Source organism: Spirosoma daeguense, from assembly GCF_054776875.1.
The window spans coordinates 278,534-291,005 of sequence record NZ_BAAHBF010000008.1; the positions used below are offsets into that span (position 1 = coordinate 278,534).

Here is a 12,472-nt window from a genome sequence, read left to right on the forward strand (position 1 = left end):
GTTACTAAACTACTGACTATCAGAATTTACAATTTACTTACTAATAAGGGTACTAAATATTAAATTATGGTCACACGGGTTCACCAAATCTGTGTACCATGTACAAGAAAATGAAAACCCTATTCTGGTTTAGAAAAGCACAAACAAACACCAATCGCAAAGGCACTATCTACGCTACCATAACTATTCAGGGCGAACGCTCCGAACCTTTTAGTACTGGCATACAGATAGTAAAAACAAACTGGGATGCCAAACGGCAACAAATTACGGGTAAAGCCAATCAGGTGTTTAATGATGAATTAGTGAACCTTACTAACTCGCTTTTAGCCATTAAACAGCAATTACAAGCACAGGGTAAAGAGGTAACGGCTAATTCTGTTAGAACTGAATTTCTCAAAAAACAGGAAAAAGCTCCATCAATTTTTACACTGATGGATGAACACGAACAGCATCAACGGCTTTATGGTGTAGGCAAAAAGGGCAAACCCCTTACAGATGGTACGTTTGCATTTTACCATACCAATCGTATCCGATTTACTGAATACGTTACCAGCCGAAAAATAGAACATAATCCTGAGCACATCAATGCAATTTGGTTAACGAAATACACGGACTATCTAAGAAACCAAAAAGAGGGAAAGCATCTTAATTCGACATCTATAAAAATGGCGATTGGCTACTTAAAACACGTTTTGCGGTTTGCGTTGGCAAACGAACGAATACAAAAAGCGCCCGCCCTTTTTTATAAATCTGGTCCGCTTCAATTTACTGAGCCTAAGCCACTCACAGAGAAAGAAATAGAAAAATTGCATAACCATCAATTTAAGTGGTCGCAACAGAAGGCCGTAGACTGTTTTTTATTTCTACGGTATACTGGCTTGCATTACGTGGACGGTAAACAACTAACCAGCGCGGCTATACGTGTCGATGAAACCGGGATGGAATACTTGTACATAAAACGGCAAAAATCGGAGGAAATCGCCCTAGTACCTTATCATCCTGAAGCTAAAAGGATTGTCGAAAAGTACGGCAGTATTGAAAATTTGCCCTTTACAGAATACAGCAACTTTAGCAATCAGCTTGTAATAGCGGCTAAAGAGTCAGAAATCCGCTCACACATTACGCCGGGAATGGCACGCGATACATTTGCCGATGATTGTTCTAACAATATGGGAATGAGTGACGAAGCCCTTGCCGGGATGCTTGGACACACGACTACCAATATTGTAAAAAAAGTATCGAAAAATAAAAATTGGTAGAATTAAACGTGAATGCAAAGTTTAATTTTGTTTACTTCAAGCAAAATATTTACCACCATGAACACAAAAACAATTGCCCTATTCGCCTTACTTGCCTTTGTTGGATGTAGAAAGGATAACGAACCTACTCCAACAACAACGCAAATTCAAACCACCTACGTAGGCGACTATCAACTGAGCGGAACAGAAACAACTGATGTAGATGGACGGGTTACGCCCATCCCATTAAATCAAGGAACCTTATCTGTTTTTGCTGGCACGAAACCTAACACTTACTTTTTTTGGGAGCAATTAGGCACAAGGGAAGTAGGGTACTTCGTAAAAGTCAACGGTACGTCATTTACAATTGAACCGTATTATGACCAGATTTTTTATGACGGTAATAGATGGTTAGCCCTAGTGAATGGCACAGGAAGTTTTGAAAAGGGGAGAGTTCAAATATCTAAGTCAACAAATAATTTTAACATTAATAATCCAACGTCTAACCCTAAGCCGAACAATCACCAGATAACTAAAAAGTACGATTTCTCTGGAAATCTTAAGTAAACAGAAAACCCCGGCCAATTGGTCGGGGTTTTACACTAAGGGATGTTGTTGATATAAAAAATACATGTATACTTGTTGGTATAAAGATAAGTACACCTTTTTCTTCCCGCTTAAACTATACCAAATGAAATAGGAAAGGATACGAGTCATTTATTAACCAAGTGTAAGTATAAAACATAGCATATTTATTTTATACGATATCACTTTCTAATTAATTACTCTTTAGTTATACTTATAATACAATTATTATTTATGACAGCATCTGACTTTATTAGATACTTCTCAGCTAAAACATGGTTTAAGATTCAATTCGCTCGTAAATATCCTAAAATAATACGATTAGGCGAGGTGACTATAACTCAAAATCTAATTTTGAGTTTTGCTTTATGGTTCAAATATTTTTCTAAATCTGTCTATTTGTTCGAAGCAAAAAACGAAAAGGCTAATGGTAATGATATAGAATTGTTTATACGAAATAAGAGAGGTAAGCTGATTTCGTATCCATGTCAGGCCAAAATAGTTGACAAAAAAATCAAAGAGGTTTATAGTCAAATTAACCACTCTAGTAAAAGTGGCCGTCTCCAAATTGACGCCTTGCTAAATTACAGTAAGCGATTAGGAGGCATTCCAATTTATGTATTATATAATTACAGTAAGGAGGTTTTTTCTTTACATAGTTTAAAAGGCATAGAAGAATTATATGGCTGTAGTTATGTGCCTGCTGCATACCTTAAACACAATTATTGCCCTAGCAAGACTTGGAAAACACCTTTACCTACATTTAAAGATTTACATCCCCTAATTGGAAAGCCTTTTTTCTGTCTTTTTGAATTAGGTAGTAAAGCACTGAAAGATATAACAGACGAGCTTATTGGCGCAGATAATGATCCGGGAAATATCATTAATTGGACTATAAAAGAATATACACTTGATGAATTACAATCAGATAGATCATGGAGGGCGCTTGACGATTTTGAAAACTTAGAAGATTCCGAAGAAACTCCTATTCTAGAGAATGAAATTAGAGACATATATGGTTCTAGCGAAGACTTAGATTTGTTTGCCCCAAAGTATAGAATTATTATTAATTGATAACAGAATGTATATTTCCTAATTATATATTCACTTTGTAATAAAAGATACCTATTGATTCTAGTTTAATCAGCAAAAACTAACAGGTAATACTAAATATAATACCCCTATAATTTATGCCGATTTTAGCCCATTAATGAAACCATATTATGCTAACCACAGAATTATATGTAGCGGAATAAAAACACTGTTCATATAACTGTCGTTCAGGTTGCCAACCTCTATACTCAAACCAGTCTTCCAAATCAATAGGTTCGATAGATGTATATTTGGCATTATCTTTTAAATAAGATTCACCAGCTACAGTTGTAGAAGGAACTTTTGAACCACGTTTAAAATTATTAGCTAATCTTGGAAAATCATAGCTTCGAAATGAATATTCAATTATCCCATTTTTAGAAAAAACAGCCATAATTTCGTGCGTGCCAACTTCAATAAAGCGTAAAACAGCTGAAGTTAGACTCACATTAAAGAAATTAGATAGCTCTATTATTCGATCTATTGAAAATTTTTTGCCCCCAGTTAAGGCTCTTAATTTATCTCGTGGCATTAATAAGTTAGCCGCAAAATAATCAGCCTCTCTCTCTATTTCATCAGAATGTGAAAGGGATAAGTTCGATGCATGAACGGGAATATTACCTGTTCTTATACCTTTATTATGATAATCTATAAAATAATGACCAAGCTCATGGGCTATTGTAAACCTACCCCTTCGACTATCAATAGTATTACCCTTCTTCGTATTTAAATGGATGAAGAACTTTTCTCCATCCCAAGCCAACATTCCATCGAAAAAATCTTGATAATCATCAGTAATAATTGAAATTCTTTCATCTCTACAGATGGCTAATAGATTGCTTTCTCCTTTACCTGAAAAATATTTAGATAGAAAAGAAGTAGTTCGAATTATTTCAACTTCAACTTTCGGGTTTATTATTTGAGCCATCATTTATATTCTGCTGATTTTGCTTGATCTGATCTAATATATCTTTTGGAAGCCCATCATATTTTCTTGCTGCCATTCTAAGTACAGATTGGCTATTTGGCACAAAAACATCTTTGACACTTTTAATGGAAAGATCTTTTTCTTGTAAGTTGCCTGAAATTATTGTTAACGGATCAATACTATTTACATTAACAGTTATACTTTCTTTAGGATAAAGTTGTTCAAATCGGTTCAATTCTCGCTCATTTCTTGGTAACAAATGACCGGTTGAACATAACCATTCGTAGAAATTATCCTCATTGACATTTATATTTTTACCTGCCATTTTGATTAGCTTTTATTAGTTCGATAGCTTGCATTTTATAAACACGTATAGTGCTTTGTGTAAGATTTAACAAGTCTCGTAACTCTTTACGAAGTCGGTCTGGTAAGTATTTTCCCTCTTTTTCATGATATAAATATGTAAGATATATTATTTTATGTGCAGGTGTTAAAACCGAGAAAATTTCGTCTAGCTTTTGGTCATACATTTGCAGTTCTTTTAATTTTTCAGGATTGTACTCTTTGCTTGGGTCAATGACAGATGTTATCACTTTTTCGCTTCCATTATACACCGTTTCATCTGGAGATGCGTAGTCAAATAGTTCGTTTCGTGCAATTTTATAAAGGTAAAATTGAAGGCACTTTTCGATTGATTTTTGCTTACAGAAAGTCTTATCAAAAATAGGATGCTTATAAATTTTACTAAATACACGATTTGTTATTATTTCAGCATCGGTATCAGTCAGATGATTTTTCCTGCACATAACCGTACATTTTTCTAAAATATCCTTTCGATAACGAAATACAATGTTTTCGAACGCTGCATTAGCCCAGTTTATTGCCTCTGCGTCTGATCTTAATTTTAGTATTTCAATCAAATTATCTAAGGTTTCGTGTTGTAGTTCTTGCCAGTTCAAGTTATGTAGGTTTTAATATACCTAATGCGTTACTAACGCTTTTGAGTACTTTATTATAACGCTTTAAGGTACTACTATACTAACGCATAGGGTATATAGGTGGATGGCTTAATAAGATGATTTGCTTGATAGTCTAATCAGTCAAATTTATTAAATGGTAAAATTTGTGTTGAATGAACACTTATTGATCCCATAAATAGCCATCGATATATTACTATAATTTAAACCATTCACGTATGATGGAACTAGAAAGACTAAAGTTTTTAATTGGAAGATTCGATCACTTTTATGACACGATCAACAATAAATGCGCTGTATTTCTTGCACTAAACACATTTATTGTCGGAGGATTGGTTGCTGCTTATCCTCCATTGCTAGAGAAAGTCAATTGTAATTTTTGGTTACATGCTAATATGAGTGTATTACTCCTGTTAGGTATAATTATAATGATAATAGTTACAAAAGCTTTGATCCCATACTTGGGACAACCTACTAACTCAATATTGTTTTTTGGAGATATTTCTAGATTTGACCACCCCGCTTTTGCAGATTTTTCGAAAACTCTATCCAATGAAGACGAATTGTCAGATTTTCGGCGGCAGGTTCACCAATTATCAATTGGGTTATTAGCTAAATTCAGAAAACTGAGGTTAGTAGGACAATTGATGATTGCTCAATTTATATTATTTGTGCCACTAATATTTATGATAGTTACTAACCTGAAAATTAAATAATAATGAACATTTACAAAGATTACATTAACACAATTGAAGCGGCTGTAAAGGCTGATCCTTTTAATCGAAGTTTAGAGAATCTAACTTCTCGCGATCATCAACCTTTTTCTAAAGGACTGACATATGATGAATTTAACAAGAGAATTCCACAGGACAAGATTCAACCTAGTCTTGAACTCTTTAGGAAAGAGCTAGGACTTCAACCGGATTTTAATCAGAAACTTGGCTTACATCCAGATTTCGCACATCTTAAATATTCTCCTCAGATAGAGAAACATTACATTGTTTCAATGTTTGTAGATATAAAAGGATCTACGAATCTATTCAAACGATATACTCCAGAAACTGTATTAATTATAACAAATACTATACAGAGGGCTGCTATTCATACATGTTTAATTCTTGGTGGTTATGTTCATCGTTTGCAAGGAGATGGGTTGTTAGTTTATTTTGGCGGAAAGAATTTAAGTATTATTAATGCAGTAAAGCGGGCACTTCAATTTGGAAGTATGCTAACTTACTTTGTAGAAAATGACTTAAAAAATGTATTTGATCTGCAAAGTATTGAGAAGATAAATACTAGAATTGGTATTGACCTAGGCTACAATGAGGACGTAGTCTGGGCATTAGCTGGTATTGGAGAAATAAGCGAAGTTACCACTTGTAGTCTTCACACCAGTTTAGCGAGTAAGATGCAAGCGTATGCTGATACTAATGGCATTGTAGTAGGACAAAATATTTTGAATGAATCTTCAGACTTTCAGGATTTATTTAAGCCTGTCTGCCATAGAACAGAAGACCCTAATCATAGATATATTTTTCAAATACCAGAAAAGAGTTTCAGGTATACGCAGTATGATTTCGATTGGTTGAAATTTTTGAAACGACAATTCTTTGTAGCTACTGATTTACAGGGAAATCTTCAACTAAAAACTAATAATGTAGCATCCCAAACAAGAATTGCTTCAAATCTACAACCAATAGCAAGTCCTAATAAGCCATATTCGATCTAATGCAGAAGCCAAGCAATATGTTTGAACGCGATATTATAGATGTATTTGAGCGATTTCCAAAACTTCGTTTGATACATACCGCTACAAATAAATGGGTGATTGGTGGAGAATTAGACATTTGTGATATGAAGGGTAATTATTGGGATACATTTAAAATTGAAATTACAGTTCCTAATAATTACCCATTTTGTATTCCTGTTGTTAAAGAAATTAGTTATAAAATTCCTCGTGAGATAGATTGGCACATAAGCCTATCTGGAGAGTGTTGTTTGGATATTACCCACACTTTAATGTATCAGGCAAGATTAGGGATTGGTTTGTCTAATTTTATACTAACGAAAGTCTATCCTTATTTTTCCAATCAGTTGTATAAAATGCAGACTGGAAGCTATGCCGGTTCTGAGTATGCTCATAGTTGTGAAGGTGTAATCCAATTTTATAGAGAAGAATTGATGCTTGAACCTACACATGCGCTAGTTGTATTAGAAAGGCTGTTAAAAAGAATCCCTTTCGCGCGGAATGAAAATTGCGTTTGTGGTAAGACTGTTAAAGTAAAAAATTGCCATTTGTCAGCTATTAATTTCTTGAAGTCAATAGATATTAAGCAGTTATCTATTGACTTACAATGCTTTCGAAATTTGTAGTATATACTTTTTATAGAAACTGTGCGATCATTGACGCATCATAGCCGCGTATTAGCCAATAGTTCGACAAATTATCTGATTCAAATAGAAAGCGGACGATACGGCAATCGTTCTTCTCTTCTGACTCTTCTACCAACGGGGTTAGATAATCGTCAAAATTGGCTCCGTCTGGAATGGTTATGACCATATATTTAACGTGTTGCTGTTCGGCCATCTTTTTATTCACGGCGGCTAAATCAGTCTTTACGCCCGTTAGTCCGGTGAGTAGTTCGTCAATACGTCGGTTTACCGTTTTGAAATCATCGCGGATTTGAGCCACTAGGTTGGTTAATTGCTCTTCTAGTTTTTTAAAATAGTCCATCGTAATTTGTTGTTAAGCTTTGTAAATCGTCTCTAAGCTGGGTACGTCTTTCTGCCACTGTGCGCCTAATTTGGCGAGTGCTTCTTTCTGGCCGTTTAGGGCGTCTTGTTGGGCTTTGAGTCTATACAGAATATACAATAGCACCAGTAACATGAGGATGTCTTTTAGCATAAGTGGTAAAGGTTTAAACCGTAATAGTCAGTCCTGAATCGAGGTAATTGTACGTTGGTCGTTTCTCCAGCACGAATACAGCCACGCCGATCAGCGCGCACACAACCAAACTGCTGGCCGCTTTCTTGGCTCCCAAATTCACCCAAACCAGTAGAAGAGCAATCACCACGACACCAATAAATACCTGTTCGTTCGGCAGTAAGGCCGCAAACGAGTTCGGAGCGATAAAACCGTTATAGATCGTAAAGCGAATCGTTTTGCCTTCGCGGTCATTTGGAGAAATCAGGCAATCGGGCAGGATAACCGCCTGTGCGCCGACCCAAATCGGTATATAACTGGTGTGCCGATCAGTCTGACTGGTTTTGTTGAAAAAGTTAAGACTCTGACTATTGTAAAGGGCGTTCACGGTTTGCAGGGGGTGCGTATGAAACCGGAGCGGCAACAGCCCCGATGTAACGGCAGCAGCAATGGCGGCCTGATAGGGCACGGCAAAGGGAGCATACGTACTGTCGTTGGTGGCTCCGTTGGGGATTTCTACGACCGACACGATCTCTAACCGACGGTTGTTTACGTCGGGTTGGGCATAGAGAAAGCCGCCCGTTTCTTTGTTGGTGGGATAAATCTGTGTCAGTGTTTTGAGTATCGGCGCCGGAACCACCAGCGTAACGGGCTTCTGTAGAATAAGCGTATTGCGGCCATCGGTCATTATCGACTCAAACAGACCACTATTAATTAACTGGTTTGCGTCCATTCGTTACTGTGTTAAAAAAGAACCCGAAACAACTGTTTCGGGCCTTTATCGCCTTAACCCTTAACCTTGTTGCCGTTTGCGGTAGATCAATACTGCCGCAAATAGTAAAAGAACAATGCCCGACCGCGCCCGAAAGCGGCTGTTTAGCAGTCCGAGTAGAAACAGAGCCGCTAACCCGTAGAGTATATAATCGACTTCGGGCGTTGCCACTACGGGAGAACGTTCATAAATAAAGTCTTCGACGGTGGCTGTTATGGCTACGTCGGGTAAAACCGGGATGCTTTGCCCAAAAAAGGCACCCGTCAAACTTGCATCCCAGTCACTCGCAAATTGCGCCTGTCCCGTTACCGTTAAATGCGCGTCGGCATCATGCAAGCCGGGATTGCCCCAATACCCTGCGTTAAAATCCGGCCCTTGCCAAACGTTCGGCGTGGAGCTAATGAGCGTTTTTTGTGCGCTGCCGATTTCGGCGTTTCCAAGTCGGTCAGTCTGTCCGGTCGTTTCCTCCTGGACGATGACAAACGCTAAATCCGAATGGCCGAATTGATTACGCGTATAGTCGATGACGTAGCGAAACTTTTGGCTAAAATCCGCCCCGGTCAGCCCCTTATCATTGTAGCCATGTTCGGCCAAAATAGCCCGTGCCCCGGTTTCGGGTAGATAGGTCTGCATGACCTTTTCTAAGGGTCGGTAGGGCTGACGGTCGGCATACTTGATAAAGCTATGGGCAAAGGGTTCGCCCGTCAGCACTTTATAATTCTGGTCGATATTGGTGCCGCCAAAAGCAGTATTGTAAAACAGCACGGGCACCCCTAAACGAGCCACTAATTTATCACCCAGCATTCCGGCAAAACCGGCTCCATCGGGCAGAAACGGCCCAACGCGGTTTGTGAGTCGTTCAAATTGGTAATTCGTTTCGGCGAGCGTATCCGATAGGGTAAATACGTTGGGGTTCTGAGCGGCTGAACCTAGTTTCCACTGCATGAACGAATGCCCCCAAAGTATGAACACTTCGCCAATGCCAGCTTGTAGCGTAGCGGTTTCGGCTCCGGCTGAAATGGTTACCTGATACGTTCCGCCCACGGCGGAAATGCCGCCCGAAAATGTGCCATTACTATCGGAAGAAACCACCAGTGACGTAGCTTCACCGGATAGGGTAGGAGTTAGTGTTATCGTTACGTCCGTATTTGGCCGCGTCTGTCCGGCTATCGGAATGACACCCGTATTTTGGTTATCGCGCTGGTAAACAGCATTGGCAAAGGGTTTAGTTAGGGTCAGCATGGAAGGCAATAAAATAACAGGTTATACATAGGTAGCACAAACACCCAAAACCTAAGAAGTAGTATACGCTGGCATCCAGTAGCATCCACAAAAAGTAAATACCGAACCACATACCGCAACCCAGCGCAACGTAATGGACCAGCGCAATCAGGAAGGCTAGAACCACAATGAACGTATCAGTTGTAAAGTGTTGACGCCACCACATAGGCCATTGATTTAGGACGCCGTTTCAATCGTACTGCGTCGTTTTTGTTGTTGTCTCGATACACATTGGCACTCGTGCCTGTGTTGCCTTCGACGGCATAATAGTAGTCGCCTTTATCGGGCCATTCGACAATGATCCCGATGTGCGAAATCTTTCCCGACCGAAACCGATAACCAACGACATCACCGGGACGTGGTTTGCGCGGGAGTATCTTCCGTTTGCTGTAGACGTAGGCTTTCGCGTCTAAAAACCAGCTTGCCGCCTGTGCCGGATTTTTGCAGGTTTTGGGCAGTTTACCGCCCCCGGTTTTGTAGCACCACGTCACGTAATAGGCGCACCACGGATCGACCCAGCCTTTCACCTTGCGGCCTACCGTTGCACTTCGGTAGTCGTCAATACGGGGCGCATCATTGTTGCCCCGAATTTCATGGACGCCGATTTCGGCCCGTGCCACGGCAACCACGGCGTCGGCGGTTAAAGCGTTATCTGGTAAATCGACGCTAAGAATTGGGTGATCACGTAGAGCAAACCCAACACAAAAAATAAGCGCGATTGTAAGGAAGCCTCCTGAAAATCCTGCGCGAGTGACGCCCCGCGTGCCCCTCGGTTCAGATACTCCGTGACCGAATAGAAATACCGACGAATCACCAAAAAGACGAACAATAGACCCGCAAATAGCAGAAAGGCATGGAACGCGGGTTTGCTTAATACCTGCGCGATATAGCCCAGATTGCCGGTTGCTCCTTCGCCTACGTAGTAGAGTAGGAACCATACAGAAAGGAATAGAATAGACAGATTTAGATTGCCCCAGATTTGGCGCGAAAGCCAATGCTTATGCCCTTCGTCGGGATCGGCTTCGGGTTCGCAATCATCCGATACAATACCCAAGTCAATCCGTAACGCGTCGGCTTTTTCTTCGGCTTCTTTGGCATAGCGTCGGAGCGTAGCGCGGTCATCGTCGGTGGTGGCTTGGGATGCTTCCAGCCGGAACGCTTTGGCATCGTTTTCGAGTTGCACCAACTGTGCGCGTTTGGCTTGCTCGATACGTTCTTGCTCGGCTTCCCAAAGCAGGTTAAGCCGTTGTTCTTTCGCCTTAACCTGCTCGGATTCTGCCTGTAATTCGTCAATGAGCCGCTTTAGTTCCGCGTTCTCGTCCATGACTAAATGCGTTCGTAGTTGACGGTTTCAATGACCAATTCTACCCGCCCCGTCATCCCAGCATCCAGTTCAAAGCGCATGTTGTCCGAAATGCCGGTCAACAGGTCAACGCCGGATTCATCCTGCCATGATTTATTGAGTTGCCAGACGGTACGTTCGCCTAACGAACGACGGGCGTTGTTGCCTAGAATCAACGCATTCATGAGCGGTAATTCGTCTCCGGCTTTGCTCACTTTGGCAAATTCGCGGTCGATTTGCCGAAACACCCGAACCCGCTTACCCGCCCCGTAGACGACCATTTGTACATACGCTTCATCGCCTTGAACCAATAGCGAAACGGGCGCGGTTTCCGTAACCAGAATGCGTTGGAAACTACTACGTTTTACCAGTCTTTTTTCCATTGTTGTTTACTTTCGTTACGTGTAAATTAGTCCCGAACCGAGATACGGCCTACTGCTGTGGATCGGTAGTTTCGATAATGGCGACTAGCCCCGTACCGAAATAGCCGCTAAAGTTGACCTGATACGTACCAGCCGCTAACGACTTTTGCGCCCCCGGTTCCAGTCCATACAAAGCGTATTGAACGGCTTCTTTAGCCCGTGCCGAAAGCCCGTTCAGTTCGTCCAATGCACCCGATTTGCTGACCGACGCGGTTGATTCGCCCGTATTGATGACCGTTGTTTTGGCCCCTACCGGAGCCGTAAATTGACCCGATGAATTGAGTTCAATAAATTGTTTTGCCATGTTGATTTGTTGGTTACCTGTTTAAAAAGTAGAGTGCTAGTAGCCCGATGGCCAGAAAAGCAACTGGTTTTACGTTCGTTTCGCCCGTATCGACACCTGCCGGAACGTAGCGAGAAATAGCATTTTTGATTTCGCCGATGGTGATGTTGCCGTCCAGATTTTTGTCCAGCACTTTATTCAGTTCGTACTGTCGTTTGCCCACGGCGGTCGTGGCATGAATACTATAGGCTACCTGTGTGTCTGGCTTGCCCAGATACGCCGGAGCGAAAACGGCAATGTATAAATCGTACACGTCGGCAATTTTCGACACATACGGCCTGATGTATTTTTCGACGTAATCCAGTTGCGTAACCGCGTCCATTGCGGCCAATTGGTCGAGTGTAACGCCCCAGCCTTTAATGGCCGTTTCGGTAAACTGGATTAACCCAACCGCGCCCGATCCGGCGTAATTGCGGATACTGGGTGTAAACTTCCCTGCCGTTTCCACCCGCATGACAATCATTAACCAATCGGGCTTTATGCCCAAATTGGCCGACACCGCCCGAACCTTTTGGATAAAAGCCGCTTGGTACGTTATGGGTACTAAATCTTCGTATGCTAAAGCCATG

At 40.8% G+C, this 12,472-nt stretch carries 18 protein-coding genes; 6 read left to right on the forward strand and 12 right to left on the reverse strand.

Going from position 1 to position 12,472, the window contains the following annotated elements; translation table 11 throughout:
* Positions 1-110 precede the first annotated feature (110 nt).
* The 3 genes from ACYVD4_RS25125 (at position 111) to ACYVD4_RS25135 (ending at position 2,897) form a co-directional block, all read left to right on the forward strand.
* On the forward strand, positions 111-1,259 hold the full coding sequence (locus ACYVD4_RS25125) for a phage integrase SAM-like domain-containing protein (RefSeq protein ID WP_460950397.1): 1,149 nt from the start codon (positions 111-113) through the stop codon (positions 1,257-1,259).
* Between the two features lie 12 nt (positions 1,260-1,271).
* Positions 1,272-1,805, forward strand: coding sequence for a hypothetical protein (locus ACYVD4_RS25130; RefSeq protein WP_460950399.1), 534 nt, complete (start codon positions 1,272-1,274; stop codon positions 1,803-1,805).
* Between the two features lie 252 nt (positions 1,806-2,057).
* On the forward strand, positions 2,058-2,897 hold the full coding sequence (locus tag ACYVD4_RS25135; RefSeq protein ID WP_460950400.1) for a hypothetical protein: 840 nt from the start codon (positions 2,058-2,060) through the stop codon (positions 2,895-2,897).
* Positions 2,898-3,030: 133 nt separating this feature from the next.
* Here ACYVD4_RS25135 and ACYVD4_RS25140 read toward each other — a convergent pair whose 3' ends face one another.
* Genes ACYVD4_RS25140 through ACYVD4_RS25150 form a run of 3 tightly spaced genes read right to left on the reverse strand, consistent with a single transcriptional unit; the run spans position 3,031 to position 4,802 of the window.
* A complete protein-coding gene (locus ACYVD4_RS25140; RefSeq protein ID WP_460950402.1) occupies positions 3,031-3,846 on the reverse strand; it encodes an ImmA/IrrE family metallo-endopeptidase in 816 nt (271 codons plus the stop codon).
* Complete coding sequence (locus ACYVD4_RS25145) at positions 3,815-4,168, reverse strand: hypothetical protein (RefSeq protein ID WP_460950403.1); 354 nt, start codon at positions 4,166-4,168, stop codon at positions 3,815-3,817. The genes ACYVD4_RS25140 and ACYVD4_RS25145 overlap by 32 nt, the downstream gene beginning before the upstream one ends.
* Positions 4,158-4,802: an RNA polymerase sigma factor gene (locus tag ACYVD4_RS25150; RefSeq protein WP_460950404.1), complete on the reverse strand. Its 645-nt coding sequence runs from the start codon at positions 4,800-4,802 to the stop codon at positions 4,158-4,160. Before ACYVD4_RS25150 ends, ACYVD4_RS25145 begins: the two co-directional genes overlap by 11 nt.
* Before the next feature lie 236 nt (positions 4,803-5,038).
* Between ACYVD4_RS25150 and ACYVD4_RS25155 the strand changes: the two genes are divergently transcribed.
* The 3 genes from ACYVD4_RS25155 to ACYVD4_RS25165 are packed head-to-tail and all read left to right on the forward strand — an operon-like array spanning position 5,039 to position 7,193.
* On the forward strand, positions 5,039-5,536 hold the full coding sequence (locus ACYVD4_RS25155; protein ID WP_460950406.1) for a Pycsar system effector family protein: 498 nt from the start codon (positions 5,039-5,041) through the stop codon (positions 5,534-5,536).
* Positions 5,537-5,538: 2 nt separating this feature from the next.
* A complete protein-coding gene (locus tag ACYVD4_RS25160) occupies positions 5,539-6,549 on the forward strand; it encodes a nucleotidyl cyclase domain-containing protein (protein ID WP_460950407.1) in 1,011 nt (336 codons plus the stop codon).
* A gap of 17 nt (positions 6,550-6,566) precedes the next feature.
* The gene (locus ACYVD4_RS25165) at positions 6,567-7,193 is read left to right on the forward strand and encodes a hypothetical protein (RefSeq protein ID WP_460950408.1); all 627 of its coding nucleotides are present in this window, start codon (positions 6,567-6,569) and stop codon (positions 7,191-7,193) included.
* Between the two features lie 10 nt (positions 7,194-7,203).
* Here the strand turns inward: ACYVD4_RS25165 and ACYVD4_RS25170 are convergent, their stop codons facing one another.
* The 9 genes from ACYVD4_RS25170 to ACYVD4_RS25210 form a co-directional block, all read right to left on the reverse strand.
* Positions 7,204-7,554, reverse strand: a complete 351-nt coding sequence (locus ACYVD4_RS25170) for a hypothetical protein (protein ID WP_460950409.1) — start codon at positions 7,552-7,554, stop codon at positions 7,204-7,206.
* A 12-nt stretch (positions 7,555-7,566) separates the two neighbouring features.
* A complete protein-coding gene (locus tag ACYVD4_RS25175) occupies positions 7,567-7,725 on the reverse strand; it encodes a hypothetical protein (protein ID WP_460950410.1) in 159 nt (52 codons plus the stop codon).
* Positions 7,726-7,738: 13 nt separating this feature from the next.
* Positions 7,739-8,476: a hypothetical protein gene (locus ACYVD4_RS25180; protein WP_460950411.1), complete on the reverse strand. Its 738-nt coding sequence runs from the start codon at positions 8,474-8,476 to the stop codon at positions 7,739-7,741.
* Between the two features lie 60 nt (positions 8,477-8,536).
* Positions 8,537-9,757, reverse strand: coding sequence for a hypothetical protein (locus ACYVD4_RS25185; RefSeq protein ID WP_460950412.1), 1,221 nt, complete (start codon positions 9,755-9,757; stop codon positions 8,537-8,539).
* A gap of 176 nt (positions 9,758-9,933) precedes the next feature.
* Positions 9,934-10,425, reverse strand: coding sequence for a CHAP domain-containing protein (locus ACYVD4_RS25190; RefSeq protein WP_460950414.1), 492 nt, complete (start codon positions 10,423-10,425; stop codon positions 9,934-9,936).
* An 11-nt stretch (positions 10,426-10,436) separates the two neighbouring features.
* Entirely contained in the window at positions 10,437-11,120 is a 684-nt protein-coding gene (locus ACYVD4_RS25195) for a hypothetical protein (RefSeq protein WP_460950416.1), read from the reverse strand.
* A gap of 2 nt (positions 11,121-11,122) precedes the next feature.
* The gene (locus ACYVD4_RS25200; RefSeq protein WP_460950418.1) at positions 11,123-11,521 is read right to left on the reverse strand and encodes a hypothetical protein; all 399 of its coding nucleotides are present in this window, start codon (positions 11,519-11,521) and stop codon (positions 11,123-11,125) included.
* A gap of 49 nt (positions 11,522-11,570) precedes the next feature.
* Positions 11,571-11,864, reverse strand: coding sequence for a hypothetical protein (locus ACYVD4_RS25205; RefSeq protein WP_460950419.1), 294 nt, complete (start codon positions 11,862-11,864; stop codon positions 11,571-11,573).
* A gap of 13 nt (positions 11,865-11,877) precedes the next feature.
* Entirely contained in the window at positions 11,878-12,471 is a 594-nt protein-coding gene (locus tag ACYVD4_RS25210; protein WP_460950421.1) for a transglycosylase SLT domain-containing protein, read from the reverse strand.
* Between the last annotated feature and the right edge of the window lies 1 nt (position 12,472).

Coding starts and splice junctions, on each gene's coding strand:
- ACYVD4_RS25210 (WP_460950421.1), bottom strand. CDS start 12,471: ATGGCTTTAGCATACGAAGATTTAGTACCCATAACGTACCAAGCGGCT.
- ACYVD4_RS25200 (WP_460950418.1), bottom strand. CDS start 11,521: ATGGAAAAAAGACTGGTAAAACGTAGTAGTTTCCAACGCATTCTGGTT.
- ACYVD4_RS25185 (WP_460950412.1), bottom strand. CDS start 9,757: ATGCTGACCCTAACTAAACCCTTTGCCAATGCTGTTTACCAGCGCGAT.
- ACYVD4_RS25205 (WP_460950419.1), bottom strand. CDS start 11,864: ATGGCAAAACAATTTATTGAACTCAATTCATCGGGTCAATTTACGGCT.
- ACYVD4_RS25180 (WP_460950411.1), bottom strand. CDS start 8,476: ATGGACGCAAACCAGTTAATTAATAGTGGTCTGTTTGAGTCGATAATG.
- ACYVD4_RS25130 (WP_460950399.1), top strand. CDS start 1,272: ATGCAAAGTTTAATTTTGTTTACTTCAAGCAAAATATTTACCACCATG.
- ACYVD4_RS25135 (WP_460950400.1), top strand. CDS start 2,058: ATGACAGCATCTGACTTTATTAGATACTTCTCAGCTAAAACATGGTTT.
- ACYVD4_RS25165 (WP_460950408.1), top strand. CDS start 6,567: ATGTTTGAACGCGATATTATAGATGTATTTGAGCGATTTCCAAAACTT.
- ACYVD4_RS25145 (WP_460950403.1), bottom strand. CDS start 4,168: ATGGCAGGTAAAAATATAAATGTCAATGAGGATAATTTCTACGAATGG.
- ACYVD4_RS25125 (WP_460950397.1), top strand. CDS start 111: ATGAAAACCCTATTCTGGTTTAGAAAAGCACAAACAAACACCAATCGC.
- ACYVD4_RS25195 (WP_460950416.1), bottom strand. CDS start 11,120: ATGGACGAGAACGCGGAACTAAAGCGGCTCATTGACGAATTACAGGCA.
- ACYVD4_RS25175 (WP_460950410.1), bottom strand. CDS start 7,725: ATGCTAAAAGACATCCTCATGTTACTGGTGCTATTGTATATTCTGTAT.
- ACYVD4_RS25160 (WP_460950407.1), top strand. CDS start 5,539: ATGAACATTTACAAAGATTACATTAACACAATTGAAGCGGCTGTAAAG.
- ACYVD4_RS25170 (WP_460950409.1), bottom strand. CDS start 7,554: ATGGACTATTTTAAAAAACTAGAAGAGCAATTAACCAACCTAGTGGCT.
- ACYVD4_RS25140 (WP_460950402.1), bottom strand. CDS start 3,846: ATGATGGCTCAAATAATAAACCCGAAAGTTGAAGTTGAAATAATTCGA.
- ACYVD4_RS25155 (WP_460950406.1), top strand. CDS start 5,039: ATGATGGAACTAGAAAGACTAAAGTTTTTAATTGGAAGATTCGATCAC.